Source organism: Microvirga lenta (assembly GCF_020532555.1).
GTDB classification, from domain to species: domain Bacteria; phylum Pseudomonadota; class Alphaproteobacteria; order Rhizobiales; family Beijerinckiaceae; genus Microvirga; species Microvirga lenta.
In genome coordinates this window covers 127,647-153,838 of record NZ_JAJBBR010000010.1, presented here as the reverse complement: position 1 = coordinate 153,838, position 26,192 = coordinate 127,647, and the positions used below count along the sequence as shown (strand labels likewise).

The following is a 26,192-nucleotide window of genomic DNA, read 5'->3' as shown; positions in this document are numbered from 1 at the left end:
TCGGCTCAGCTGCGGGTGGGGTAGTTCGGGCTTTCCCGCGTGATCGTCACGTCGTGGACGTGGCTCTCGCGCAGGCCCGCATTGGTGATGCGGATGAACTGGGCCTTCTCGCGGAACTCCGCGAGGTTCGGTGCGCCCACATAGCCCATGGAAGCGCGAAGGCCGCCTGCGAGCTGGTGCAGCACCGCGGAGACCGGGCCCTTGTAGGCCACCTGCCCCTCGATACCTTCCGGCACGAGCTTGAGCGTGTCGCGCACCTCGGCCTGGAAGTAGCGGTCCGCCGAGCCGCGGGACATGGCGCCCACCGAGCCCATGCCGCGATAGGCCTTGTAGGAGCGGCCCTGATAGAGGAACACCTCCCCGGGGGTCTCATCCGTGCCCGCGAGCAGGGAGCCGACCATGGCGCAGGAGGCGCCCGCCGCCAGCGCCTTGGCGAGGTCGCCGGAAACCTTGATGCCGCCGTCGGCGATGACCGGCACATCCGCCTCGGCGGCGGCCTCGACCGCCTCCATGATGGCGGTGAGCTGGGGCACGCCCACGCCCGCCACGATGCGGGTGGTGCAGATGGAGCCCGGCCCGATGCCGACCTTGACCGCGTCCGCGCCCGCGTCGATGAGCGCCTTGGCGCCTTCCCGGGTCGCCACGTTGCCGGCGATCACCTGGACGGCGTTCGAGAGCTTCTTCACCCGGGTGACGCTTTCCAGCACCTTGACCGAGTGGCCGTGGGCCGTGTCGACCACGATCACGTCGCAGCCCGCGTCGATAAGGCGCTCGGAGCGTTCGAAGCCCTGTTCGCCGGTCGTCGTGGCGGCCGCCACCCGCAGGCGGCCCTGCTCGTCCTTGGCGGCGTTGGGATAGGCGACCTGCTTCTCGATGTCCTTGACGGTCACGAGGCCGATGCAGCGGAAGTGATCGTCCACGACGAGAAGCTTCTCGATGCGGAACTGATGCAGGAGCCTCCGGGCCTCCTCCTGGCTCACCCCTTCACGGACCGTGATGAGCCGGTCCTTGGTCATCAGCTCGGAGACCGGCTGGTTGGGGTTGTTGGCGAAGCGCACGTCCCGGTTCGTCAGGATGCCGACGAGCTTGCCCTTGGAGCCGCCGGGGCCGCGCTCGACCACCGGGATGCCCGAGATGCCGTTGTGCTTCATCATGGCGAGCGCGTCGGCAAGGGTCTCGTCCGGGTGGATGGTGATGGGGTTCATCACCATGCCGGACTCGTAGCGCTTCACGAGGCGGACCTGCTCGGCCTGGACGTCCGGCTCCAGATTGCGGTGGATAACTCCGAGGCCGCCGTTCTGGGCCATGGCGATGGCCATCCTGGCCTCGGTCACCGTATCCATGGCGGAGGCGATGATCGGAAGGTTGAGGCTGATCGTGCGGGTCAGGCGTGTCGCGATGTCCACATCGCCCGGGAGCACCTCGGAGCGGCCGGGCCGAAGCAACACGTCATCGAAGGTCAGTCCCTCGATGAGCCGATCGGCGAATATGGAGGCCATGGCCAACTCCTTGAATCAATGGGTAACGGATGGGGCTTTGCAGCGGCTGGAAGTTGGCGAGGGTCCGTAGCACGGGCGCCGCACTTTCGCAAAGGGGCCCGCAGCGCATTCCCAGAAGACCAGCCCTGCGTCAAAAGCCTTTGCGACTCTCGACGGGAGCGCTAAGTCCCACGAGTCATGCGTCAATCACGCCTCCTCCCCCTGATCATCGCCACCGCTCTCTTCATGGAGAACACGGACTCGACGGTGATCTCGACCTCGCTGCCGATGATCGCGCAGGATCTGGGGGAGGACCCGATCGCCCTCAAGCTCGCCATCACCTCCTACCTCGTGAGCCTCGCCATCTTCATCCCGATCTCGGGCTGGATGGCCGACAAATACGGCTCGCGGACCGTGTTCCGGGCGGCGATTGCCGTGTTCATGGCGGGCTCCCTCGCCTGTGCGTGGGCTAATTCCCTGGAAGGCTTCGTTCTGGCGCGGTTCCTGCAGGGGATGGGCGGGGCCATGATGGTGCCGGTGGGGCGCCTCGTCCTCCTGCGCAGCGTACCCCGCAACGAGCTCGTCCAGGCGCTCGCGACGCTGACGATCCCCGCCCTCGTCGGGCCCGTGGTCGGCCCGCCGCTCGGCGGCTTCATCACCACCTATTTCGACTGGCGCTGGATCTTCTTCATCAACATCCCCATCGGCATCCTCGGCATGGTGCTGGCGACGATCTATGTCCCCAACATCAAGGAAAGCGACACCCCGCCCCTCGACTTCGTCGGCTTCCTCCTTCTCGGCATCGGCCTGTCCCTGGTCATGCTGGGCCTCGCCTCGGGCGGGCGTCACCTCATTCCCCTCGGGGTCTCGGTGGGCTGCACCGTGGTCGGCACGATCTGTCTGGTCCTGTATCTCCTCCATGCCCGCCGCACGCCTCATCCGGTCCTGAAGCTCGGCCTCCTGAAGATCCTGACCTTCCGCATCAGCGTCCTGGGCGGAGGCCTGTTCCGGGTAGGCGTGGGCTCGATCCCGTTCCTGTTGCCCCTCATGCTCCAGATCGGCTTCGGCCTGAGCCCCCTCGCCTCCGGTTCGCTGACCTTCATCGCGGCGGTCGGCGCCCTGTTCATGAAGACCCTGGCGAAGCGCATCCTGGAACAGACCGGTTTCCGGATGCTGCTGACGATCAACGCCGTCATCGGCGCGCTCTTCATCGCGGCCAACGGCCTCTTCACGCCCTCGACGCCCTACTGGCTGGTCATGGCGGTCCTGTTCGTCGGCGGCTGCTTCCGCTCGCTCCAGTTCACCAGCCTGAACGCCATCGCCTATGCGGACGTCTCGAAGCGGGACATGAGCTATGCCACCAGCCTGTCGAGCGTGGCGCAGCAGCTGGCGCTGAGCATGGGCGTGGCCCTTGGAGCCTTCGCGCTCGAGACAAGCGCCACCTCCCATGGCTCGGGCGAGATCACGGCGGCCGATTTCGGCCCGGCGTTCTGGACGGTGGCCATCATCTCGGGTCTGTCGGCCTTCTCGTTCTTCCGGCTCCATCCGAGCGCCGGCGCCGAGATGTCCGGCCACAAGGCGGTGGAGCGGAAGGTGCCGTCGACGGGCATGGGCGACGGGATGAACGGCCGCTAGGCCGACCCGAGGCCGAGGAGCTCCAACACGAGAGCGTGATCGGCCGACCGCTGACAAGCTTCCGGACTGCGCTATTGTGTCAGACGTCTCAGGCGGAGGCTTCCATGGACCAGCGCATCATCGACCTCTACGACGACTTCACTCACGGCGGCATGAACCGCCGCACCTTCCTCGACCGGCTCGCGGCCCTGGTCGGGAGCGCGGCCGGTGCGACGGCCATCCTGCCGATCCTGCAGAACAACTACGCCCATGCGCAGACCGTGCAGGAAAACGACCCCCGCATCACGACCCAGATGGTCGACATCCCGGGAGCGCAGGGCCTCAAGGGCTATCTCGCCAAACCGGCGACGGGCACCGACCTTCCCGCCGTGATCGTCATTCACGAGAACCGCGGCCTCAACCCGCACATCAAGGACGTCACCCGCCGCATGGCGACGGAAGGCTTCCTGGCGCTCGGCGTGGACTACCTCTCCCCCATGGGCGGCACGCCCGCGGACGAGGACAAGGGCCGCGAGATGATCGGCCAGCTCAAGCAGCCGGACGTGATCTCCTACGGCAAGGCCGCGGTGGACTACCTGCAGCAGCACCCGGACAGCAACGGCAATGTGGGCGCGGTCGGCTTCTGCTGGGGCGGCGGCGCGGTCAACACCCTGGCCGTGAACGAGCCGGACCTGAAGGCGGGCGTCGCCTATTACGGCCGCCAGCCGGACCCGGACGACGTAGGGAAAATCCAGGCGCCGCTCATGCATCATTACGCAAGCCTGGACGAGCGGATCAATGCGGGCATCCAGGCCTTCGAGACTGCGATGAAGCAGGCGGGCAAAACCCTCGAGCTCCATATGTACGAGGGCGTCAACCACGCCTTCAACAACGATACGAACGCCGCCCGCTACGACAAGGAAGCCGCCGACCTGGCCTGGCAGCGCACGGTGGCGTTCTTCAAGAAGCACCTGACCTGAGGGTCGGGCGCATCGAGCCTTGGGAAACTCCTGAAACGTCATGGCCGGGCAAGCCCGGCCATTCATTCTTCCGCCCCTTCGACGACGGCGGGGATCAGACGTACCAGAAGGCGCCGGTGTAGTTTTCCAGCACGAGGACGTGCTGAATGCCGGCATAGGTGCCGAAGTCGATCACCGTGTTCGCGCCCGATTGATAGGCGACGAAGCCGTAGCCGTTCGTGTCGATGACGTCGAACTGGTTGAAGCTGTAGTCCCGGACGGTGTCGATTCCGGCCCCGAAGCCCGAGAACGCGAAGGCGTCGGCCCCGGCGCCGCCCCTCAGGACGTCGTTGCCGATTCCGCCGTCGAGATAATCGTCGCCATCCTCCCCGGACAAGCGGTCGCGCCCGGCTTCGCCGAACAGGGCGTCGCCCTCCGTGCCGCCGCGCAGGGTATCGTTGCCGTCGCCGCCCGCGATGAGATCGTAGCCCGCGCCCCCGACGATGGAATCGTTGCCGGACAGGCCGTAGAGATCGTCGCTTCCGCCGAGTCCGCTGATCGTGTCGGCCTCGAACGTGCCGACGAGCAGGTCAGGGAAGTTGGTTCCTGTGATGGTTGCCATGATACTTCTCCGTCACGCCCACAGCACCTGCTCGCAAATCGAACATGCGAATGGGGACTGAAGCTCCCGCCGAGCGGACGGACACCCTTCGAAGGGCAAACATCAGGCTGTTGTCGATTCCCGTGAGACGTCGGCAATGTCGATGGTTGTGGTGCGCGGCTTGGCGGCGCTTGGCTCCTTGGGTCAGGGCCAAGCCCATTCTACTCCCGCCGAAACGGCGGAAAAGGGCCTGAAATAAGGAAAATCCTGAATTTTCCACCCTGCGCCGGGAGGCGCGCCTCAATCCTCGAACGGCTCCACCTGGACCCGCCGCCCGACCATGAAGGCATCGGCGACGAGCCGGAACGGAGCGTCGTCCACGAGAGAACGGCGCTCGCTCAGCAGGGCGTCGAAGCAGTCGTAGATGCCCTCGTATTCCCGCGATGCCTCGTCCACCATCAGCTTGCCGCCGATTTCGAGCTTGCTGCCGCCCTCGCGCAGCTTGAGGACCATGCCCGTCTCCGTCTCGACCTCGATGTCCCAGGTCTGGGGGCCGGTCTGGCGCCAGTCGAAGACGGCGCGCAGATCGCCCGCGCCGTGGGCGGCCGAGAACTGGATGTCGGCGGCGATGGGGGCATCCCGGTTGGAGGGGAACTGCAGGTCGGCCTGCTTGATGAAGACCGGCTCCGGCATGATGCGGGTGACGATGGAGAGCGCGTTGATGCCCGGATCGAAGACGCCGAAGCCGCCCGCCTCCCAGATCCATTGCTGGCCCGGATGCCAGTGGCGCACGTCCTCCTTCCACGTGACCTGGAGACGCTTGATCTCCCAGCCCGCGAGTGCCTTCTTCGCCTCCTCCACGGCCTTGTTGTACTGGGCGTGCCAGGTGGTGAAGAGGGTGAGACCGGCCTTATCCGCCATCAGCCTCAGGTGTTCGAGCTCGCTCAGCGTGGCCGCGGGAGGCTTTTCCAGAAGCACGCTCCTCCCGGCGAGCAGCACGTCGCGGGCGATCTCATGGCGCACCTGCGGCGGCGTGCAGATGGCGACCGCCTCCAGGTCCGGCACGGCCTTGAGCATCTCCCGGTAGTCCTGGAAGGCGTGCTTGGCCTCGTCGGGCTTGAGCCCCCGCTGGCTCGCCACGGCGACAAGCTCGAAATCGGGGTTCTTCCTGATGCTCGGGAGATGCTGATCCTGCGCGATCTTCCCGAAGCCGATGATTCCGATCTTGTGTGGCATTCGCCTCCCCCGTGTTGCTCGCCTGAGGGAGATAGCGCCCGTCAGGTCGAAGGCGACTGAGCCGCCGCCCCCCGGAAACCGGTTGCCAACACATAGAGTTCCGCCGAGTCGGAGCGGCTGGCGGCGGGCTTCACATGGCGAACCACCGCGAAGTCCCGTTTCAGGTCGGCCAGGAGCTGGCTTTCCGTGCCGCCCTGGAACACCTTGGCGACGAAGACGCCTCCCGGGGCCAGGATCTCGCGGGCGAAGTAGATCGCGGCCTCGGCGAGCCCCATGATCCGCAGGTGATCGGTCTTCTTGTGGCCGGTCGTGTTGGCGGCCATGTCCGACATGACCACGTCCGCAGGCCCGCCCAGCATCTCGATGAGCTTGTCGGGCGCGCTCTCGTCGAGGAAGTCGAGCTGGATGAACTCGACCCCGGGCATCGGGTCGATGGGGAGCAGGTCGATGCCGACGACCTTGCCCTTCGCGCCGACCTTGCGGGCGGCGATCTGCGACCAGCCGCCAGGCGCGGCGCCGAGATCCACCACGCGCTGGCCGGTCTTCAGGATGTTGTACTTCTCGTCGATCTCGAGCAGCTTGAAGGCCGCGCGCGAACGGTAGCCCTCGCGCTTGGCGCGGGCGACGTAGGGATCGTTGAGCTGGCGCTCAAGCCATTTCTGCGAGGAGAGGGAGCGCTTGTTCGCCGTCTTCACGCGCTGCTTGAGGTTGCGGGTGCCGGAGCCTGACTTGGTGCTCAACGGGCACCTCCCTGCCGCCAGACGCTGTCCTCTCTCATCATGTTCATCAAGATTCCTTCGCGCAGCCCGCGATCCGCGATGCGCAGGCGATCGGACGGGAAGGCCCGGCGGATCGCTTCGAGAATGGCGCAGCCCGCCAGCACCAGATCGGCCCGCTCCCGCCCGATGCAGGGATTCGCGGCGCGCTGCTCGAAATCGGAGTACAGCAGCCGGTCGATCACCGTCGAGATGTCCCCGTTTCGCATCCACATGCCGTCCACCCGGCGCCGGTCGTAGCGGGCCAGTCCCAGGTGAATACCCCCGACGGTGGTGACGGTTCCCGACGTGCCCAGAAGATGGAAGTTCGAGGCCAGGCCCGCCTTGGCGGCCACCATGGCGAAATCGAGCAGGAGTTCGGTCACCTCCTCGACCATGCCCTCGAAGCTTTCCTGGGTCACGTCGATGCCCCCATGGCGCTCCGCGAGCGTCACGACGCCCACCGGCAGGGAATCCCATGCCCTGATGCGCTTGCACGGATCCGCGAAGGCATGGGGCGCGGCGCCGTCGAGCCAGGCGATCTCGGTGGAGCCGCCGCCGATGTCGAAGATGATGACCGACTCGGCCTTCGGGTCGGCCAGGGCGGCGCAGCCCGTCACCGCCAGGAACGCCTCCGTTCTGCGGTCGACCACCTCGAGTTCCATGTCCAGCTCGCGCCGGACGCGCTCGATGAAGGCCGCTCCGTTCTCGGCCAGACGACATGCCTCCGTCGCCACGAGGCGGGCTCGGGTCACGTCCTTCGCGGTCATCTTGTCCCGGCACACCCGCAGGGCCTCGATGGTGCGCTCGATGGCATCCTCGCTGAGCAGGTTGCCCAGGCCGAGCCCTTCGCCGAGACGGACGATGCGGGAAAACGCATCGACGACGCGAAAACCGAAATGTGCAGGTTCGGCAATGAGAAGGCGGCAGTTGTTGGTGCCGAGGTCGAGCGCCGCATAGCTGCGGGAATGGCGCTGGCGCCGGTTTTTCGCACCCGTGATCTGCACACGATCCGCGAGCAGGGACGGTCCGGCGTCAGATCCCGCAAGCGGTTCCGTCCGGCGCTCCCCTGGCACGGCAGTCGCGTCGTATTTCACGGTCAAAACACAATCCTTGGACACCCGGTGCAGGGTGCCTGTTCGGCTGAGAGAGTAACAACCGCCCTGCACTCCTGCCAAGGGCGGGCACGAAGTTTATGGGTATAGCCCCGGCTGCCGCTCAGACCGCGAAGCCGCTCAGGCGCTCCGTCAGACCCGCGAGGATCTCGGCGCTCACATTGGCGAAGGCGATGCGCAGATGCCCGTCCTGCCCCGGCCCGAAATAGCTCCCCGGCAGGCCGAGGACGCCGCGCTCCGTCGCCAGCCTCTCCGCCACCGCCTGGGCGGTTTGCTCCGGGAAGGGGTGGCGCAGATAGGCGAAGTACGCCCCCGCCGATTCGATGCGCCATTCCGGCAGCGGCGCGAGCGCCTCGCGGAAGATCCCGGCGCGGCGGTTGATCTCGGCCCGGTTCTCCTCCCGCCACACCCGCAGGCCCTCGATGGCCCAGGGCAGCGCGGCCTGAGCCGTCCGCGGGGCGCAGATCTGGATGCAGTCGAGGATTTTCGCGACCTGCTCGATCAGTCCGGCATCGGCCGTGATCGCGCCCATGCGGTGGCCCGGAATGGCGTAGGACTTCGAGAAGGAATAGAGCTGGATCACGGTCCCGCGCCACTCCTCCCCCGTGAAGAGCCCGTGCGCGCGGTTCACGCCGCTTGGCAGGAAATCCCGGTAAGTCTCGTCGATGACGAGATAAATCCCCCGGCGGCGGCACAGATCGGCAAAGGCCTCGATCACGTGCGCCGGATAAACGGCCCCGGTCGGGTTGTTGGGCGTGACGAGCACGATGGCCTTCACCCGCCCGTCGATCAGCGCCTCGGCATCCTCCACCCGCGGCACGAAACCGGCCTCCGGATGGCAGGGCAGCGGGCGGGGCTCGACGCCCAGCATGTCCAGGCTCATCTGGTGATTGAAGTACCAGGGCGTCGGCAGCAGGACCGCGTCGCCCTGGCGGGCCAGCAGCATCATGGCGGCGAAGAAGGCGAGGTTGCAGCCGGCGGTGACCGCCGTGTCCTCCGGCGCGATCCTGCCCTCGTAGATCCGCGAGAGATCGGCCGCGTAGGCCTGCCGGAGCGCGGCGTCGCCTGCGATCGCCCCGTATTGGGCGCCCGCGGCGGAGCCTGCGGTGGCGGCGAGGCGCTCCAGCATCCCGGGATGGGGCGGATTGCCGGGCACGGCCTGGGACAGGTTGATGAGCGGCCCCAGGGCGCCGTCATAGCGTCTGGTCCAGCTCTGGGCTTCGGGAATGGGCGGGCTTCCGACATCCGCGACGAGGGGATTGATGGGGTTCAGGAGGCCGCTCGTCATGAAGGTCGTTCCACTCCGCACAAAATGAAGAAGGACAGGGATTTCCGGGGAACCGTCCCCCGAAATCGCCCATCCTTCAAGATCGAACGTGGGCGCTCAATCCGCCCCGTTCAGGCTGCCGGGCAGCTTAGTCCTTGGCGCGCTCCACGTAGGAGCCGTCTTCCGTCATGATCACGACGCGGGTGCCGGCCTGGATGTGGGGCGGCACCATGGTGCGGACGCCGTTCGACAGCATGGCGGGCTTGTAGGACGAGGAGGCCGTCTGGCCCTTCACGACAGGCTCGGTCTCGGTGATCTCGAGGGTCACGCGGGCCGGGAGCTCGATGGCGATCGGCACGCCGTTATGGGTCGAGAGCATCACCGGCATCCCTTCCTGCAGGTAGGGCTTCTGGTCGCCGATGATGTCCTCCGGCACGGCCACCTGGTCGTAGGTCTCCGGGTTCATGAAGTGGAAGCCTTCGCCGTCCTCGTAGAGGAAGGTGTGCTCGCGGTCCTCGACGAAGGCGCGCTCGACCTGCTCCGTGGTGCGGTAGCGCTCGGAGACCTTCACGCCATCGGAGATGCGGCGCATGTCGAGCTGGGTCACAGGGGTGCCCTTGCCGGGATGGATGTTCTGGGCGGTGAGCACGACGTAGAGCCTGCCGTCGATGTCGACGACATTGCCCTTGCGGAGCGTAGAGGCGATGACCTTCACGAGAAGTCTTCCTTGTGACAGAGGTGGACACGTCGTAAGGGTCGGGCCAGCCCTGCCCCCGTCGACGCGAAAAGCGTTTTCGGTGCCGCAACTAAACCATCTTGGCGCAAATCGCCAGCCTGACCTCACGAAAGCTTGAACGGAAGCCGTGGACCGGAAAGCCGCCATCTCCACTCCCTCCCCCTGGTGGACGCCCCATGTCCATGCCGACCGGCGCCCGTTCCTCCTGGGCCGCAACCGGATCCAGGCAGCCCTGCGCGGCTATTTCGCGAACCGGGACTTCGTGGAGGTCGATACGGCCACGCTCCAGGTCTCGCCCGGCAACGAGGCCCATCTCCACGCCTTCGAGACCGCCGCCGTCGGGCCGGACGGATCCCGGGCGCCGCTCTATCTCCACACCTCGCCGGAATTCGCCTGCAAGAAGCTCCTGGCGGCGGGCGAGACCCGGATCGCCTGCTTCGCCCATGTCTACCGCAACCGGGAACGCGGGCCGTTGCACCATCCGGAATTCACCATGCTGGAATGGTACCGCGCGGGCGAGAACTACGAGGCCCTCATGCGCGACTGCGCGGAGATCCTGGCCCTTGCCGCCGAGACCGCCGGAACCCGCCGCCTCGCGTTCCGCGGCGGCGAGGTCGATCCCTTCCGGGAGCCCGAGCGCCTGAGCGTGGCGGAAGCCTTCGACCGCTTCGCCGGCATCGACCTCCTCGCCTCCATCGACCGGAGCGGCGCCACGGACCGGGACCGGCTGGCGGCGAGCCTGCGGGAGGCCGGTCTGCGGATCGCCGGGGACGACACCTGGTCGGACCTGTTCAGCCGCGTCATCGTGGAGCGGATCGAACCCAATCTGGGCCATGGCCGCGCCACGATCCTGGACGAATACCCGGTCGCCGAGGCGGCCCTCGCCCGCCCCACGGCGCGGGACCCGCGGGTGGCCGAGCGCTTCGAGCTCTATGCCTGCGGCGTGGAACTCGCCAATGCCTTCGGCGAGCTGACCGACGCGGCCGAGCAGCGGCGCCGGTTCGAGGGAGAGATGGCGGAGAAGATGCGAGTCTACGGCGAAACCTACCCCCTGGACGAGGATTTCCTGACCGCGCTCGCCCATATGCCGGAGGCGAGCGGCATCGCGCTCGGCTTCGACCGCCTCGTCATGCTGGCGACAGGCGCCTCCCGCATCGAGCAGGTGATCTGGGCACCCGTGCCGGAGACGCATCCGTGAACGCGAGCCGCCCCCTCCGCACCGCCGGGGACCTGATCGAGGCCGGTCTCCTGCCGCCCGAGCGCCTCGACGAGATCGAGAAAGTGGCGGAGCGCTACGCCGTCGCGATCAGCCCGGCCATGGCGGCGCTGATCGACCGGGACGACCCCGCCGATCCCATCGCCCGCCAGTTCGTGCCGGACGGCGCCGAGCTTCACATCCTGCCGGAGGAGCGGGAGGACCCCATCGGGGACCTCGCCCACAGCCCCGTCGAGGGCATCGTCCATCGCTATCCCGACCGGGTGCTGCTCAAGGCCGTCCATGTCTGCCCGGTCTATTGCCGGTTCTGTTTCCGCCGCGAGATGGTCGGTCCCCAGGGGCTCGGGACCCTCTCGCCGGACGCCATGGACAGGGCCTTCGCCTATATCGCGTCACGCCCGGAAGTCTGGGAGGTGATCCTGACCGGCGGCGACCCGCTGGTGCTGTCTCCGCGACGCCTCGCCGAGATCATGGAGCGGCTCGCCGCCATCGATCACGTGAAGATCGTGCGCTTCCACACCCGGGTTCCCGTCGTCGAGCCGGAGCGGATCGACGAGGCGCTGATCGCGGCCCTGAAGGCGAGCGGCAAGACGACCTATGTGGCGCTCCATGCCAACCATCCCCGCGAGCTGACGCCCGAGGCCCGCGCGGCCTGCGCCCGTCTGGTGGATGCCGGCATCGCGATGATCAGCCAGTCGGTCCTGCTCAGGGGCGTGAACGACGATCCGGACATCCTGGCCGCCCTCATGCGCGCCTTCGTCGAGACGCGGATCAAGCCCTACTACCTCCACCATCCCGACCTTGCCCCAGGCACCAGCCATTTCCGCCTTTCCATCGAGGAGGGCCAGAAGCTGGTCGCGGGCCTGCGCGGCCGGGTCTCCGGCCTGTGCCAGCCGGCCTACATCCTCGACATCCCGGGCGGGCATGGAAAGGCGGTGATCGGCGCGAGCACGATCCGGCCCACCGGCGACGGCTGCTATACGGTCTCGGATTTCCGGGGCGGCGAGCACAGCTACCCGCCTGAGGCGTAGGAGCGCAGGATCAATCGAATCCCGGTTTGGCGCTGCGGCCCTTCTTGATGTCGGCGCGCCGGCCCTTCTCCTCCAGTCGGCGCTTCTTCGAGGCCAGGGTCGGGCGCGTGGGGCGGCGGGGCTTCGGCCGTTCGGTCGCCTGCCGGATCAGCTCGACGAGGCGGGCCACCGCATCCTCCCGGTTGCGCTCCTGGGTGCGGAAGCGCTGGGCCGTGATGACGAGCACCCCTTCGTTCGTCAGCCGTTGACCGGCCAGACGCTCCAGACGCGCCTTCACGTCATCCGGCAGGGAGGGCGATTGGCGCACGTCGAAACGCAGCTGGACCGCGCTCGACACCTTGTGCACGTTCTGCCCGCCCGGCCCCGAGGCGCGGATGAAGCTCTCCTGCAGTTCCGCCTCGTCGATGGCGATGGAATTGGTGACCTGGATCATGGAGCCTCTGGCGAAACACGGGAGACGAAGAAAACTGGGGCATCGCGCCCGGCATGTCCAATGAGAGCTTAGCCACGGCTTGTCGACCCTCCCGATAGGGTCTAAGCGCCTTTGACCATAGGAACGGCGCGGGTTCGAGAGCCGGCGCGTTCCGCCCTCCTGATCCGGCCTCCTGCATGTCCGCTGTCTTCGCGAGCCTCGTCCCCACCTTTCTCATCATCGCCACCGGCTGGCTCTGCCGGGCCACCGGCTTCGTGGACGAGAAGCACTGGGCCGGAATCGAGCGCGCCACCTACGTGATCTTCTTTCCCGCTCTGATCATCGACACCCTGTCCCGGGCCGATCTCGGCTCGGTGCCGGTCGCGGGCGTGGGCGGGGCCCTGATCGGCGCCATCCTGATCATGGCCACCATCGTTTTGGTGCTCCGTCCGGTCCTGGAGCGCCGCTTCGGGATCGACGGGCCGACCTTCACCTCTATCTTCCAGGGCGCGACCCGGTGGAACACCTTCGTGGGCCTGTCGGTGGCCGGAAGCCTGTTCGGGCAGCGGGGCATCGCCCTGATCGCGGTCGCCATCGCCGCCATGGTGCCGCTGCTCAACCTGCTCGCCTTCTACGTCTTCATCCGCTACGCGGGCCAGCCCCGGCAGAGCCCCTGGAAGATCCTGCACTCCTTCGTCACCAACCCCTTCATCTGGTCCTGCGCCGTCGGCCTGACGCTCAACCTCCTCGTCCCGCCCCTGCCCCAGCCCATCGTCGGCTATATCGAGATCATGGGGCGGGCGGCCCTTGCGGCGGGCCTGCTCATCGTGGGAGCGGGCCTCGACATCCGGCGGCTGAGCCGGCCCGGCCTGCCGCACTTCATCGCCTCGGGCCTCAAGCTCTTCCTGATGCCTGTGGTTGCGGTGACCCTGGCGCGCCATGTGGGCGTCGCCGGAAACGACATCGTCGTGACCATCATCGCCGCCTCGGTGCCCACGGCCAGCGCGGCCTATGTGCTGGCCCGCCAGATGGGCGGTAACGCGCCTCTCATGGCCGAGATCCTGACCCTGCAGACCCTGATTGCCCTGGTGTCGATGCCGCTGCTGATTTCCACCCTGGGCGCCTAGGAAACTCTGTTCTGCAACCAAAAGTAAGATATTGGCTATTGTTTTATTTATAGTTGAGCTGCTATCTAGACGGACCGAAACCGTCGAGACAGCCGTTCCTTCCCGATGTCCAAGGCCGTAAAGCACCCCAACAAGTCCGATGCGTCCCCGGAGAAGTCCCTCGAAAGCAAGATGGGACCTTCGCCCGAGACAGGTGCGTCCGCGGGAGAAACGGCCAGGTACATCGCGGAATTCACGGCGGAGCTGTCCTATCTGGCGCAGCGGGCCGATCTCGGCCTTCTCTCCTATCTCCTCGACATGGCCCGCCTGGAGGCGATCCGCACGGTCAAGGCCCAGCACGAGAAAGGCTGAGGCTCAGCGCGCCGAGAGCAGGGAGACGGCGCTGCCGCCGTGGCGTTCCAGCCTGCCTGCAATCTCCAGTTCGAGCAGCGCCGTCTGCACCACCCGGATCGGCAGGCCCGACTGGCGCACGAGATCGTCGATGGCGACCGGCGAAGGTCCCAGCAGACCGACCAGATCGAATCCGGCGCCGTCCGCGTTCTCGCCTTCCGAAAAACCTGTGTCGGGCAGGACCAGCCCGACCGGAGGCCGGGCGATCTCCGGCAGGTCGAGCTCGTCCCACAATTCCTCGATGCCGGGCACGTGCTGGGGCTCCTCGACGCCCGCTTCCGGCACGGCTCCCTTGGCGATCAGCGGCTCCAGCACGCTCGTGACGTGCTCGATTCCGGCGCAGAGGGTCGCGCCTTCGCGGATGAGATCGTTGGTGCCCTCGGCCCTGGGATCGAGGGGCGAGCCCGGCACGGCGAAGACCTCCCGCCCCTGCTCCAGGGCGAATCGGGCGGTGATCAGCGAGCCGGAGCGGCGCGCCGCCTCCACCACCACCACGCCGTAGGACAGGCCCGACACGATTCTGTTGCGCCTCGGGAAATCCCTTCCTCTCGGCTCCCACCCGAAGGGCATCTCGGAGATGACGGCACCGCCGCGCTCCACGATGGAGAGCAGCAGGGCCTCGTTCTCGGCCGGATAGATCCGGTCGTGCCCGCCCGCGAGAACCGCCACCGTGCCGGTATCGAGGGTGGCCTTGTGCGCGCGGGTGTCGATGCCGCGGGCGAGACCCGATACGACCACGTACCCGGCTTCGCCCAGCTGTCGCGACAGGCGCTCCGTGAAAGTCAGCCCCGAGGCGGAGGCGTTGCGCGAGCCGACGATGGCGACGGTCGGCCTCGCCAGCACGTCCGTCGAGCCGCGGACGGCGATGAGCGGCGGGGCCGTGTCGATGGCCTGCAGGGTCTTCGGGTATTCCGGCTCGCCCATGGCGACGAAGCGCACGCCCATCCGCGCGGCCGCGGCCATTTCCTTTTCCGCCTCCGCCCGGCTCGCGACCTTCAGCAGAAGACGGCCGCCTTTGCGGGCGAGATCCGGCAGCGCCTCGATGGCGGCCGAGGCGCCGCCGTAACGGTTGATGAGCGCACGAAAGGTCCGCGGACCGACGTTCTCCGACCGGATCAGACGGAGCCAGTCGAGCCGCTGCTCGTCCGTGAGGCGGGCGCCACTCATCCCTTCTGTCCGATCTTGCCCTCCGTCCCGGCGAGGAGGCGCTGGATGTTCTCGCTGTGTTTCCACCACAGGAGGATCGCGAGAATGCCGGCCACGCCCGCCATTCTCGGCTGGTCGAGCAACAGGAGCACGATGGGCGAGGCAAGGCTCGCCACCAGCGCGGACAGGGACGAGTAGCGGAACGCGAAGGCCATGCCGAGCCAGATCGCCGCGAAGACGAGCGCCGTCAGCGGGCTGAGGCCGATCAGGATGCCGATGAAGGTCGCGACGCCCTTGCCGCCCCTGAACCCGAGCCAGACCGGGTAGAGATGGCCGAGGAAGGCGCCGAGCGCGGCGGCGGTGGCCGCTTCAGCCCCCCACATGCCGGCGATGAGGACCGCGGCCGTGCCCTTGAGGGCGTCGCCGAGCAGGGTCGCCGCGGCCAGGCCCTTGCGGCCGGTCCGGAGCACGTTGGTGGCCCCGATATTGCCCGATCCGACCTTGCGGATGTCCCCGAGCCCCGCCATCCGGGTGAAGATCACGCCGAAGGGGATCGAGCCCAGGAGGTAGCCGAAAACCAGGGCGCCCAGCAGGAGCAGGTTGGAATCGTCAGACATTCGCTTCTCTTGAACCGTTGCGGCGATCGAACACGATCCTGCCTCCAACCATCGTCACCGTCACCTGTCCTTCCAGACGGGCTTCGTCGAACGGGGTGTTTTTCGACAGGGACCGGAGATCGCGCTTGTCGAGGACGTAGGGCGCGTCGGGATCGAACAGGATGAGGTCGGCCGGGGCGCCGCGCTGGAGCCGTCCGCCCGGCAAACCAAGGATTTCAGCCGGCCGCGTGGACATCGCCCGCAGGACCTTGGGCAGGGAAACCTGACCCGCATGGACCAGCCGCAGGGCGGCGGACAGGAGCGTTTCGAGGCCGACGGCGCCGTTCTCGGCCTCCGCGAAAGGCAGCCGCTTGGTCTCCACATCCTGTGGATTGTGGTCCGAGACGATCACGTCGAGGGTGCCGTCGTTCAGCGCCTCGATCATCGCCTGCCGGTCGTCCTCGTGCCGCAGGGGCGGCGAGAGCTTGAGGAAGGTCCGGTAGTCGCCGATGTCGTTCTCGTTGAGGGCGAGGTTGTTGATCGAGACCCCGCTGGTGACGGGAAGCCCCCTCGCCTTCGCGTCCCGGACGATCTCGGCCGAATCGGCGCAGGAGATCATGGCGGCGTGGTAGCGCCCGCCCGTGAGGCGCACGAGGCGGATGTCCCGCTCCAGCATCACGGTCTCGGCCTCGCGCGGAATGCCCGGCAGGCCGAGGCGCGCGGCGAACTCGCCCTCGTTCATCACCCCCTGGCCGACGAGGTCCGGATCCTCCACGTGATGGAGGATCAGCGCATCGAAATCGCGGGCATAGGTGAGCGCGCGGCGCATCACCTGGGCGTTGGTGACGGAGCGCGCCCCGTCCGTGAAGGCGATGGCGCCGGCCTCGCGCAGCAGGCCGATCTCGGCCATCTCCTCGCCCTTGAGTCCCTTGGTCAGCGCGGCGGCGGGGCGGACATCGACGATGCAGTTGTCCCGTGCCCGGCGCATGACGAAATCGATGATTGCCGGGTCGTCCAGGACCGGGTTCGTGTCGGGCATGGACACGATGGTGGTCACGCCCCCGGCGGCGGCGGCCTCGCCGGCGCTCTTCAGGGTTTCCCGATGCGCGGCCCCCGGTTCGCCGATGAAGGCGCGCATGTCGATGAGCCCGGGGCTGAGAACCTGCCCACCGCAATCGAGCACGTCCGCATCGGTTACGACCGCCACGTGCGGGCCGACATCCTGAATGGTGCCGCCCTGGATCAGGACGCCGCCCCGCTCCTCGCGCCCGCTGGCGGGATCGACGAGACGGGCGTTCTTCAACAGCAAGGGACGGTCAGCAATCATCACGCGCAACCTGGAATGTCTTCGTAGCGATGGAAAACGAGTTTCCCGTTCTCCTTGGCGAGGGCGACCATCTCGTCGGCGCCGGCCGAGGGTCCGCCGATCCGCAGGCAGGCGTCGCACTTGGCGACGAGGCGGCGCGCAATGGGATGGAAGATCTCGTCGAACACCGCGTCGCCGATCCGCTCGGAGCCCGCGAATTCGATGAGCGGCAGCGCGTACCATTCGCCCAGGACCGGCAGATGGCCGGCCCGGAACAGGCGCAGGGCCATGTCCATCATGGCGTCCACATTGGCCTGGATCTTCACCGGATCGTCGCCCGTGCCCGAGCGATAGGGTCCGGCGACGAGGATCATGAGGGGGGTCATAGGGATTCTCACCTGTTCGGCAGATGGCTCGCGAGAGCCTCGAGCACGGCCATGCGCACGGCGACGCCCATCTCGACCTGCTCGCGGATGAGCGACTGCGCTCCGTCCGCCACCTCGGAGGAGATCTCGACGCCGCGGTTCATCGGGCCGGGATGCATCACGAGGGCGTCCGGCTTGGCAAAGCCAAGCTTTTCCTGGTCGAGGCCGTAGAAGCGGAAATACTCCTTCACGGAAGGCACGAAGGAGCCGTTCATGCGCTCGCGCTGCAGGCGCAGCATCATGACGATATCCGCATCCTCTAGCCCCTTGCGCATGTCCGTGAAGGTCTCGAAGCCGAGGCGCTGGATGCCGGGCGGAATCAGGGTCGAGGGCGCCACGAGCCGCACCCGCGCGCCCATGGCGGCGAGCAGGATCATGTTGGAGCGCGCCACCCGCGAATGGAGGATGTCGCCGCAGATCGCGACCGTCAGCCCTTCGATGCGGCCCTTGTTGCGGCGGATGGTGAGCGCGTCGAGCAGGGCCTGGGTCGGGTGCTCGTGGGCCCCGTCTCCGGCATTCACCACAGAACAATCGACCTTCTGGGCCAGAAGATGCACCGCGCCCGCCGCATGGTGGCGGACGATGATGAGATCGGGCCGCATGGCGTTCAGCGTCGCCGCGGTGTCGATCAGGGTCTCGCCCTTCTTCACCGAGGAGGACGCCACCGACATGTTCATCACGTCGGCGCCGAGGCGCTTGCCGGCGATCTCGAACGAGGATTGCGTGCGGGTGGAGGGTTCGAAGAAGAGGTTGATCTGGGTCCGGCCCCGAAGGGTCGACTTCTTCTTCTCGACCTGCCGGCTGACCTCGACCTGCTCATCGGCGAGGTCGAGCAGCGCCTGGATATCCAAAGGGGACAACCCCTCGATTCCGAGCAGGTGGCGGTGGGGGAAAGCGGATCGGGGAGTGCTCATCTTAAAGCGATGGCTATAGGCGGTCCGGACAAGGGCGGCAAGCCGCGTCTCTTCGCCAGAAACGTTCGTCACCCTACAATAAATGCGAGTGTGCTTTCCGGGATCGGCCGCCTTGTCCTTCGACACCCACCAGGTCTTCAACCAGACACCGCCCTTCGGGGACGTGAACCTCGTCACGGCGGACCGGCCCCTCCTCGATGCCCTCATGGCCAACGGAGTGGACAGGCCGCAGGAAACGCTCGGGCTTTTCGGCCAGGCCTGGGGCAGCGCGGAGCGTCTCGATCTCGGACGTCTCGCCAACGAGAACCCGCCGAAGCTGCGCACCCACGATCCGCGAGGCCACCGGATCGATGCGGTCGAGTTCCACCCGGCCTACCACGCCCTCATGCGCGCCAGCATGGCGGACGGGCTCCATGCCTCGTCCTGGGACGGCGCCGATCAGGGCCACCTGGCGCCGCGGGGGCAGGCGGAGCGGGCAGCGCGGATCTACGCGGTGGCGGGGGTCGAAAGCGGCCATGTCTGCCCCATCACCATGACGAATGCCTCGGTGGCGGCGCTCGCGGCGGCGCCGAACCGCCTGGCCGAATGGCTGCCGAGGATCCGGGCGCGGGACTACGATCCGCGCTTCGTCCCGTTCTGGGAGAAGAGTGCCGTCACCCTCGGCATGGGCATGACCGAGAAGCAGGGCGGCACCGACGTTCGCGCCAACACCACCACGGCCGAGGCCGCAGGCGGGGACGAATACGCGCTGACCGGGCACAAGTGGTTCATGTCGGCCCCGATGTGCGATGCCTTCCTGGTTCTGGCCCAGGCGCCGGGCGGGTTGACCTGCTTCCTCGTCCCGCGGTTCCGGCCGGACGGGTCGCTCAACACCCTTCGCCTCCAGCGGCTCAAGGACAAGCTCGGCAACCGCTCGAACGCCTCCTCCGAGGCGGAGTTCGAGAAAGCCTTCGCGTGGCGCATCGGCGAGGAAGGGCGCGGGGTGCGCACGATCATCAACATGGTCCAGCTGACCCGGCTCGACTGTGCGGTGGCCTCGGCCGGGCTCGTGCGCATGGGCCTGAGCCTCGCCCATCACCACGCGACCCACCGCACGGTCTTCCAGAAGAAGCTGATCGACCAACCGGCCATGCGGATGGTCCTGGCCGACCTCGCCCTCGAAAGCGAGGCCATGACGGCGCTCGGCATGAGGCTGGCGGCCAGCTTCGACCGCGCCAGCAGCGACGAGAGCGAGGCCGCCTTCAGCCGCCTTGTGACGCCTGCGGCCAAGTTCGGCATCTGCAAGGCGGCCCCGAACCTCCTCTACGAGGCCATGGAGGCGCTCGGCGGCAACGGCTATGTGGAGGAGAGCCCCCTGCCCCGCCTGTACCGGGAGGCGCCGGTCAACGCGATCTGGGAGGGGTCCGGCAACGTGATCGCGCTCGACCTCCTGCGGGCCGAGAACCGCGAGCCGGAGGTCGCGGCCTCGGTTCTGGAGAGCCTCATGGCCGAGGTTCAGAGCCTGCCCGGCGCCTCGGACGCCGCCCGCGACATCGTGCTGGCGCTCCAGTCCCCGGACGCGGAGGCGAAGGCCCGCCTCGTGGCCGACCGGCTCTTCACCCTGGCGGCGACGGCTGCCCTGGCGCGCTCCGCCCCTGCGGAAATCACGGAAGCCTATGCGCTGACGCGGCTTGCCTCGCCGGCCCGGATGATCGGGGCGAACGACCTGGGCAGGGCAGTGAAACCCTTGTTGGACCGGGTTTTTATGCCCATATAGACAGACAGCGGAAAGGTCGCATTTGACTTGTCCGCAATCATTGATCACTTATCCCGCCCCACGGCTGCCGGTCTCCGACGGCCGCTGTTTCGTCACGACACCGGGCGTCCGCTCCCCGTCACCGTAGGAAGTCGTCCATGAAAGTCCTTGTCGTCGAGTCGCCTGCCAAGGCCAAGACGATCAACAAATACCTGGGCAAGGACTACGAGGTCCTGGCATCCTTCGGGCATATCCGCGACCTGCCCGCCAAGGATGGCTCGGTCGACCCGGATGCCGACTTCCGCATGATCTGGACCCTGGAGGACCGGGGCTCGAAGCGCGTGGCCGAGATCGCGAGGGCGCTCAAGGGTGCCGAGAAGCTGATCCTCGCCACCGACCCGGACCGCGAGGGCGAGGCGATTTCCTGGCACGTGGTCGAGGCGCTGCGCGAGAAGCGCGCCCTGAAGGACATGCCCATCGAGCGCGTGACCTTCAATGCGATCACCAAGGACGCGGTGCAGACGGCGCTGCGCCAGCCCCGCGAGATCGACCAGGCGCTGGTCGATGCCTACATGGCCCGCCGCGCGCTCGACTATCTCGTCGGCTTCACCCTTTCGCCGGTGCTGTGGCGCAAGCTTCCGGGAGCCCGCTCGGCCGGACGCGTGCAGTCGGTGGCGCTTCGCCTCGTCTGCGACCGCGAACTCGAGATCGAGACCTTCAAGACCCAGGAATACTGGTCGCTGATCGCCACCCTCGCCACCAGGGACGGCGGCGTGTTCGACGCCCGCCTCGTGGGTGCGGACGGCAAGAAGATCACCCGGCTGGACATCGGCACGGGCGCGGAGGCGGAAGCCTTCAAGAAGGACTTGGAGCTTGCGACCTTCACGGTCTCGAACGTCGAGGCCAAGCCCGCCAAGCGCCATCCCTACCCGCCCTTCACCACCTCGACCCTGCAGCAGGAGGCCTCGCGCAAGCTGGGCCTTGCTCCGGCGCAGACCATGCGCATCGCGCAGCGGCTCTACGAGGGCATCGATATCGGCGGCGAGACCGTGGGCCTCATCACCTACATGCGTACCGACGGCGTCGACATGGCGTCCGAGGCGGTGCAGGCCGCCCGCCGGGTCATCGGCAAGGAATACGGCGACCGCTACGTGCCGGACGTGCCGCGAAAATACACCACCAAGGCCAAGAACGCCCAGGAGGCCCACGAGGCCATCCGCCCGACGGACATGAGCCGCCTGCCGAAACACGTGGCGAAGTATCTGGAGCCGGAACAGGCCCGTCTCTACGAGCTGATCTGGATCCGCACCGTCGCCAGCCAGATGGAATCGGCGCAGCTGGAGCGCACCACCGCCGACATCTCGGCGGCGGTCGGTCCCCGCAAGCTCGACCTGCGCGCCACCGGCCAGGTGGTGAAGTTCGACGGCTTCCTGACCCTCTACAACGAGAGCAAGGACGACGATCCGGACGAGGACGAAGGCCGCCTGCCGCCGATGAAGGCGGGCGACCCGCTGGAGCGCCGCCGCATCGCCGCCAACCAGCACTTCACCGAGCCGCCGCCGCGTTACTCGGAGGCGAGCCTCGTCAAGCGCATGGAAGAGCTCGGCATCGGCCGCCCCTCGACCTACGCCGCCGTGCTCCAGACCCTGCGCGACCGCGAATACGTGCGCATCGAGAAGAAGCGCCTCGTGCCCGAGGACAAGGGCCGGATCGTCATCGCGTTCCTGGAGAGCTTCTTCCGCCGCTACGTGGAATACGACTTCACGGCCGACCTCGAAGAGCAGCTGGACCGGATCTCCAACCACGAGATCGACTGGAAGCAGGTGCTGCGCGACTTCTGGCGCGATTTCTCGGCCGCCATCGGCGAGACCAAGGAACTGCGCACCACCGAGGTGCTCGACGCGCTCAACGAGCTGCTCGGCCCGCACATCTTCCCCGACAGGGGCGACGGCTCGAACCCGCGCACCTGCCCCACCTGCGGCACGGGCCAGCTCTCGCTCAAGCTCGGCAAGTTCGGCGCCTTCATCGGCTGCTCGAACTATCCGGAATGCAAGTACACCCGCCAGCTCGCCGCCTCGGGCGTCGACGGCGACGGCGAAGGCTCCTCGGAGAACGGCGGCACGCCGGGCGTGAAGGTGCTCGGAGACGATCCCGAGACTGGCCAGCAGGTCACGCTCCGGGACGGCCGGTTCGGACCCTTCGTGCAGCTCGGCGAGGGCGAGAAGCCCAAGCGCTCCTCCCTGCCGAAAGGCATGTCCCCTGCCCTGGTCGATCTGGAAAAGGCGCTCAAGCTCCTGTCGCTCCCGCGCCAGGTCGCGACGCACCCCGAGACGGGAGAGCCGATCCTCGTCAGCATCGGCCGCTACGGACCCTACGTTCAGCACGGCAAGACCTATGCCAATCTCGGCAAGGACGACGACGTGCTGGAGATCGGCGGCAACCGGGCCATCGACCTGATCGTCGCCAAGGAAAGCGGCGCCGGCGGTTTCCGCCGCGGCGCGGCCGATCCGGGCCGTCCGCTCGGCGAGGATCCGGAATCGGGCAAGCCCATCGTGGTGAAGGCAGGCCGCTTCGGGCCCTACGTCACGGACGGCGAGACCAACGCGACCCTGCCGAAGACCACCTCGGCGGAAGCGGTGACCCTCGACGAGGCGGTCGGCCTTCTCAACGCCCGCCGCGCCATGGGCGGAGGCAAGAAGTCCGCTCGCGGCCGCAAGGCTCCGGCCAAGAAGGCTGCTGCCAAGAAGGCTCCGGCGAAAGCCGCCGCCAAGACGGCTGCCAAGAAGCCGGCCGCCAAGAAAGCCCCTGCCAAGAAGACCGCGACCAAGAAGGCCGCCTCGAAGGCTGCTCAATCCGGCTGAATGCGATGACCGAGTGGTTTTTCGCGTTCCATGCGGAGCACAGAGAGTCTTTCGAGATGCTGCTCCGCCTCTTCGTGGCGATGGTCTCTGGCATGGCCATCGGCCTGAACCGGGACCTCTACGGCAAGCCCATCGGCATGCGGACGCTGGGGTTGGTTTCGCTCAGCTCGGCTCTCGCCGTCATGGCAGGCTCGTCCTACGGGCACGTTCATTTCGAGGAGGACGCGGTCAGCCGCGTCATCCAGGGCATCCTGACCGGAATCGGCTTTCTCGGCGCGGGCGTGATCATCCGCCGGCAGGACGGCTCCGACGTTCAGGGCCTGACCACGGCCTCGACGGTCTGGATGGCGGCGGCCCTAGGGGTGACGGCCGGCGTGGGAGCGTGGTTCATCACCATCGTCGGCAACGGGCTGGCGCTCACGCTCCTGGTGTTCGGAAAGCCCGCGGAAAGGTGGCTCAACAGCCTCTTCGGCGGGCGGCATGAAAGTGCCGAGGACTAGAAGCTGAGCCAGAGGGCCAGAACGGCGATCAGCGCCATGGCCAGCCACAGGAGGTTCGTCCCGTAGCTTCGGCCCGCCGGGGCGGCCCGGAGGGTCTCGGGTTCCTCGAAGGCGAAGGCTTCCCCGGCCGTACGCGCGGCGCGGTTCAGGTGAAGCTGCTGTGCCGTTCCCAGGGTCGTCCGCGTCGTCACCATCGCTCTCCGTTAAGCTCGGGTTAGCCTAACCTCCCAACGTGAACACTAACTAAACAGTTCCTCGTGACGAACGTAAGACATTCTTTAGGGGCAAGCTGAGCCGTTGCGACCCTTTTTCCCATCCCCACCTTTTATGGCTTGCGGGCCAACGAGAGCCTTTATGTTTCCGTTTTGTTCACGTATGAATTTATGAATGAGATATGGTGTAAAGAAAACCGAATCATCACGAACCAAGGTCCCAATGACCGATAACGACGATCTCTTTGGGGGCAGCGGGGCTGCGTCCGCGAAGCGGGCGGTGCCGGCCTCGGCCAGGAACGCCGCCGCGAAAGTGTCCCGCACCGCGCCGCCGCCGCCGCAGGGCACGCCCGGCGAAAGCGGCTACGACGCTTCGGCCATCGAGGTGCTGGAGGGGCTGGAGCCTGTCCGGCGCCGTCCGGGCATGTATATCGGCGGCACGGACGAGAAGGCCCTCCACCACCTCTTCGCCGAGGTGATCGACAACTCCATGGACGAGGCGGTGGCGGGTCACGCGACCTTCATCGAGGTGGAGCTGGAGGAGGACGGCTGGCTTTCGGTCATGGACAACGGCCGCGGCATCCCGGTCGATCCGCACCCGAAATTCCCGAAGAAGTCGGCGCTCGAAGTCATCATGACTACGCTCCACGCGGGCGGTAAGTTCGATTCGAAGGTCTACGAGACCTCCGGCGGCCTGCACGGCGTCGGCGTGTCGGTGGTCAACGCCCTGTCCGAAACCCTCGAGGTCGAGGTGGCGCGCGGCCAGACCCTCTACCGCCAGGTCTTCGCCCGCGGCGTCCCCCAGACGAAGCTGGAAACCGTGGGCCGGGTTCTCAACCGGCGCGGCACCAAGGTCCGCTTCAAGCCCGACCACCAGATCTTCGGCAAGGACGCCCATTTCCAGCCGCGCCGCCTGTTCAAGATGGCGCGCTCGAAGGCCTATCTGTTCGGCGGCGTCGAGATCCGCTGGAAATGCGCCCCCTCTCTCCTGGAAGGCGTCGAGAACGTTCCTGCGGAAGCCACCTTCAAGTTCCCGAACGGCCTGAAGGACTATCTGGCCCGGGACATCGAGGGCAAGGAACTGGTCACGGATCAGGTCTTCTCCGGAAAGATCGCCAAGCCCGGCGGCCACGGCTCCCTGGAATGGGCGGTCGCCTGGATGGCGAACGAGGACGGGTTCTCCTCCTCCTACTGCAACACGATTCCGACCCCTGAGGGCGGCACGCACGAGAACGGCCTGCGCATCGCCCTCCTGCGCGGATTGCGCGACCATGCCGAGCGCGTGAACCAGCAGAAGCGCATGGCGGCAGTGACCACCGACGACGTGATGGCGACCTGCGCGTCCATGCTGTCGGTCTTCATCCGCGAGCCGGAATTCCAGGGCCAGACCAAGGACAAGCTGGCGACGCTGGAGGCCGGGCGCATCGTCGAGGCCGCGATCCGCGACACCTTCGACCACTGGCTCGCCGCCTCGCCGCAGCAGGCCAACAAGCTGCTCGACTGGGTGATCGACCGGGCCGAGGAGCGCCTGCGCCGCCGCCAGGAGAAGGAGGTCGCCCGCAAGACCGCGACCCGCAAGCTGCGCCTGCCGGGCAAGCTGGCGGACTGCACCAATGCGGGCATGGCCGGCTCCGAGCTGTTCATCGTCGAGGGCGACTCGGCCGGCGGTTCCGCCAAGCAGGCCCGCGACCGCGCCACCCAGGCGGTCCTCCCCCTACGCGGCAAGATCCTGAACGTGGCCTCGGCGGGGCGGGACAAGCTGCACCAGAACCAGCAGCTCTCGGACCTCGTCCAGGCGCTCGGCTGCGGCATGGGCTCCCAGTACCGGGATGCGGACCTGCGCTACGACAAGGTCATCATCATGACCGATGCTGACGTGGACGGCGCCCATATCGCATCCCTGCTGATCACCTTCTTCTATCGGCAGATGCCCCGGCTCATCGATGCCGGGCACCTCTACCTCGCCGTTCCGCCTCTATACCGGCTGACCCAGGGCACGAAATCGGCCTATGCGCGCGACGATGCCGACCGGGACCGCCTGATGAAGACGGTCTTCAAGGGCAACGGCAAGGTCGAGATCGGCCGCTTCAAGGGCCTGGGCGAGATGCTGCCGGCCCAGTTGAAGGAAACCACCATGGATCCGAGGAAGCGCCTGCTTCTGAAGGTGGTGGTGGAAAGCGACGAGCGGCCCGAGACCGGCGACACGGTGGAGCGCCTGATGGGCAACAAGCCCGAAGCCCGCTTCACCTTCATCCAGGAACGCGCCGCCTTCGCCGACGAGGCGGACCTGGACATCTGACGGGGTGCCCGAGAAATTTTTTCGAAAAAATTTCGAAATCGCCGGAACCTTCTTTGAAGTTCCTCGTTAACAGGCATCACCGGCTCATTCTGCCCCCACGGGCCGGTCCCTTAAAAGACTCCGATTTCGGGGTCTTTTTTTTGTCTCGAGCCTGAAAGCGGGCCCGAATGGATCCATTGCCCCGGCTCATGCGTCGTCTTCGGGGCAGTCCCCCTAGCGGCGGCCCTGCCCCCATGCGACAAGACATCACAATCTGATCGA

24 protein-coding genes are annotated in these 26,192 nt (G+C 67.2%); 10 read left to right on the top strand and 14 right to left on the bottom strand.

Features of this window, described 5'->3' with window-relative positions; translation table 11 throughout:
* Positions 1–5 precede the first annotated feature (5 nt).
* Entirely contained in the window at positions 6–1,499 is a 1,494-nt protein-coding gene (guaB, locus tag LGR44_RS16705; protein ID WP_226741840.1) for an IMP dehydrogenase, read from the bottom strand.
* A 177-nt stretch (positions 1,500–1,676) separates the two neighbouring features.
* Here guaB and LGR44_RS16700 point away from each other — a divergent pair, with 177 nt between their 5' ends.
* Together LGR44_RS16700 and LGR44_RS16695 are read left to right on the top strand one after the other, a co-directional pair.
* A complete protein-coding gene (locus LGR44_RS16700; protein ID WP_226741839.1) occupies positions 1,677–3,113 on the top strand; it encodes a DHA2 family efflux MFS transporter permease subunit in 1,437 nt (478 codons plus the stop codon).
* 104 nt (positions 3,114–3,217) lie between these two features.
* On the top strand, positions 3,218–4,072 hold the full coding sequence (locus LGR44_RS16695) for a dienelactone hydrolase family protein (RefSeq protein ID WP_226741838.1): 855 nt from the start codon (positions 3,218–3,220) through the stop codon (positions 4,070–4,072).
* 94 nt (positions 4,073–4,166) lie between these two features.
* Here the strand turns inward: LGR44_RS16695 and LGR44_RS16690 are convergent, their stop codons facing one another.
* The 6 genes from LGR44_RS16690 to efp all read right to left on the bottom strand — a co-directional run bounded on the left by LGR44_RS16690 (position 4,167) and on the right by efp (position 9,740).
* A complete protein-coding gene (locus LGR44_RS16690; protein ID WP_226741837.1) occupies positions 4,167–4,673 on the bottom strand; it encodes a calcium-binding protein in 507 nt (168 codons plus the stop codon).
* 279 nt (positions 4,674–4,952) lie between these two features.
* Positions 4,953–5,888, bottom strand: a complete 936-nt coding sequence (locus LGR44_RS16685; RefSeq protein WP_226741836.1) for a Gfo/Idh/MocA family protein — start codon at positions 5,886–5,888, stop codon at positions 4,953–4,955.
* Between the two features lie 41 nt (positions 5,889–5,929).
* A complete protein-coding gene (locus LGR44_RS16680; protein ID WP_226741835.1) occupies positions 5,930–6,628 on the bottom strand; it encodes an RlmE family RNA methyltransferase in 699 nt (232 codons plus the stop codon).
* Positions 6,625–7,746: a Ppx/GppA phosphatase family protein gene (locus LGR44_RS16675; protein ID WP_404809939.1), complete on the bottom strand. Its 1,122-nt coding sequence runs from the start codon at positions 7,744–7,746 to the stop codon at positions 6,625–6,627. Before LGR44_RS16675 ends, LGR44_RS16680 begins: the two co-directional genes overlap by 4 nt.
* Before the next feature lie 115 nt (positions 7,747–7,861).
* Positions 7,862–9,046 carry an aminotransferase gene (locus tag LGR44_RS16670; RefSeq protein ID WP_226741834.1) on the bottom strand — a complete coding sequence of 395 codons (1,185 nt, stop codon included), beginning with the start codon at positions 9,044–9,046 and terminating at the stop codon, positions 7,862–7,864.
* Between the two features lie 127 nt (positions 9,047–9,173).
* A complete protein-coding gene (efp, locus tag LGR44_RS16665) occupies positions 9,174–9,740 on the bottom strand; it encodes an elongation factor P (RefSeq protein WP_226741833.1) in 567 nt (188 codons plus the stop codon).
* 166 nt (positions 9,741–9,906) lie between these two features.
* Between efp and epmA the strand changes: the two genes are divergently transcribed.
* Together epmA and LGR44_RS16655 are read left to right on the top strand one after the other, a co-directional pair.
* Positions 9,907–10,959, top strand: a complete 1,053-nt coding sequence (gene epmA / locus LGR44_RS16660) for an EF-P lysine aminoacylase EpmA (protein ID WP_226741867.1) — start codon at positions 9,907–9,909, stop codon at positions 10,957–10,959.
* Positions 10,956–12,008: a lysine-2,3-aminomutase-like protein gene (locus LGR44_RS16655; protein WP_226741832.1), complete on the top strand. Its 1,053-nt coding sequence runs from the start codon at positions 10,956–10,958 to the stop codon at positions 12,006–12,008. Before epmA ends, LGR44_RS16655 begins: the two co-directional genes overlap by 4 nt.
* Positions 12,009–12,018: 10 nt before the next feature.
* Here LGR44_RS16655 and arfB read toward each other — a convergent pair whose 3' ends face one another.
* The gene (gene arfB, locus LGR44_RS16650) at positions 12,019–12,441 is read right to left on the bottom strand and encodes an alternative ribosome rescue aminoacyl-tRNA hydrolase ArfB (RefSeq protein ID WP_226741831.1); all 423 of its coding nucleotides are present in this window, start codon (positions 12,439–12,441) and stop codon (positions 12,019–12,021) included.
* A gap of 176 nt (positions 12,442–12,617) precedes the next feature.
* On the opposite strand from arfB, the gene LGR44_RS16645 reads away from it, so the two are divergent.
* Positions 12,618–13,547 carry an AEC family transporter gene (locus LGR44_RS16645; protein WP_226741830.1) on the top strand — a complete coding sequence of 310 codons (930 nt, stop codon included), beginning with the start codon at positions 12,618–12,620 and terminating at the stop codon, positions 13,545–13,547.
* Between the two features lie 105 nt (positions 13,548–13,652).
* Positions 13,653–13,898 (top strand): hypothetical protein, encoded by a 246-nt coding sequence (locus LGR44_RS16640; RefSeq protein WP_226741829.1) that lies wholly within the window; start codon positions 13,653–13,655, stop codon positions 13,896–13,898.
* A 3-nt stretch (positions 13,899–13,901) separates the two neighbouring features.
* Here the strand turns inward: LGR44_RS16640 and dprA are convergent, their stop codons facing one another.
* Genes dprA through LGR44_RS16615 form a run of 5 tightly spaced genes read right to left on the bottom strand, consistent with a single transcriptional unit; the run spans position 13,902 to position 18,324 of the window.
* The gene (dprA, locus tag LGR44_RS16635) at positions 13,902–15,104 is read right to left on the bottom strand and encodes a DNA-processing protein DprA (protein ID WP_226741828.1); all 1,203 of its coding nucleotides are present in this window, start codon (positions 15,102–15,104) and stop codon (positions 13,902–13,904) included.
* Positions 15,101–15,700, bottom strand: coding sequence for a glycerol-3-phosphate 1-O-acyltransferase PlsY (plsY, locus tag LGR44_RS16630; RefSeq protein ID WP_226741827.1), 600 nt, complete (start codon positions 15,698–15,700; stop codon positions 15,101–15,103). Before plsY ends, dprA begins: the two co-directional genes overlap by 4 nt.
* Positions 15,693–17,006: a dihydroorotase gene (locus LGR44_RS16625; protein WP_226741826.1), complete on the bottom strand. Its 1,314-nt coding sequence runs from the start codon at positions 17,004–17,006 to the stop codon at positions 15,693–15,695. The genes plsY and LGR44_RS16625 overlap by 8 nt, the downstream gene beginning before the upstream one ends.
* Complete coding sequence (locus LGR44_RS16620; RefSeq protein ID WP_226741825.1) at positions 17,006–17,371, bottom strand: DUF4406 domain-containing protein; 366 nt, start codon at positions 17,369–17,371, stop codon at positions 17,006–17,008. Before LGR44_RS16620 ends, LGR44_RS16625 begins: the two co-directional genes overlap by 1 nt.
* 8 nt (positions 17,372–17,379) lie before the next feature.
* Positions 17,380–18,324 carry an aspartate carbamoyltransferase catalytic subunit gene (locus LGR44_RS16615; protein ID WP_226741824.1) on the bottom strand — a complete coding sequence of 315 codons (945 nt, stop codon included), beginning with the start codon at positions 18,322–18,324 and terminating at the stop codon, positions 17,380–17,382.
* A gap of 112 nt (positions 18,325–18,436) precedes the next feature.
* Between LGR44_RS16615 and LGR44_RS16610 the strand changes: the two genes are divergently transcribed.
* From LGR44_RS16610 to LGR44_RS16600, 3 genes are all read left to right on the top strand, one after another.
* A complete protein-coding gene (locus tag LGR44_RS16610) occupies positions 18,437–20,080 on the top strand; it encodes an isovaleryl-CoA dehydrogenase (RefSeq protein ID WP_404809938.1) in 1,644 nt (547 codons plus the stop codon).
* A gap of 137 nt (positions 20,081–20,217) precedes the next feature.
* Positions 20,218–22,920: a type I DNA topoisomerase gene (topA, locus tag LGR44_RS16605; RefSeq protein ID WP_226741822.1), complete on the top strand. Its 2,703-nt coding sequence runs from the start codon at positions 20,218–20,220 to the stop codon at positions 22,918–22,920.
* A gap of 5 nt (positions 22,921–22,925) precedes the next feature.
* Positions 22,926–23,420: an MgtC/SapB family protein gene (locus LGR44_RS16600; protein ID WP_226741821.1), complete on the top strand. Its 495-nt coding sequence runs from the start codon at positions 22,926–22,928 to the stop codon at positions 23,418–23,420.
* Here the strand turns inward: LGR44_RS16600 and LGR44_RS16595 are convergent.
* Positions 23,417–23,611, bottom strand: a complete 195-nt coding sequence (locus tag LGR44_RS16595) for a hypothetical protein (protein WP_226741820.1) — start codon at positions 23,609–23,611, stop codon at positions 23,417–23,419. The two genes, LGR44_RS16600 and LGR44_RS16595, sit on opposite strands and share 4 nt — an antisense overlap.
* Positions 23,612–23,855: 244 nt before the next feature.
* On the opposite strand from LGR44_RS16595, the gene parE reads away from it, so the two are divergent.
* Positions 23,856–25,931, top strand: coding sequence for a DNA topoisomerase IV subunit B (gene parE / locus LGR44_RS16590; protein WP_226741819.1), 2,076 nt, complete (start codon positions 23,856–23,858; stop codon positions 25,929–25,931).
* Positions 25,932–26,192 lie beyond the last annotated feature (261 nt).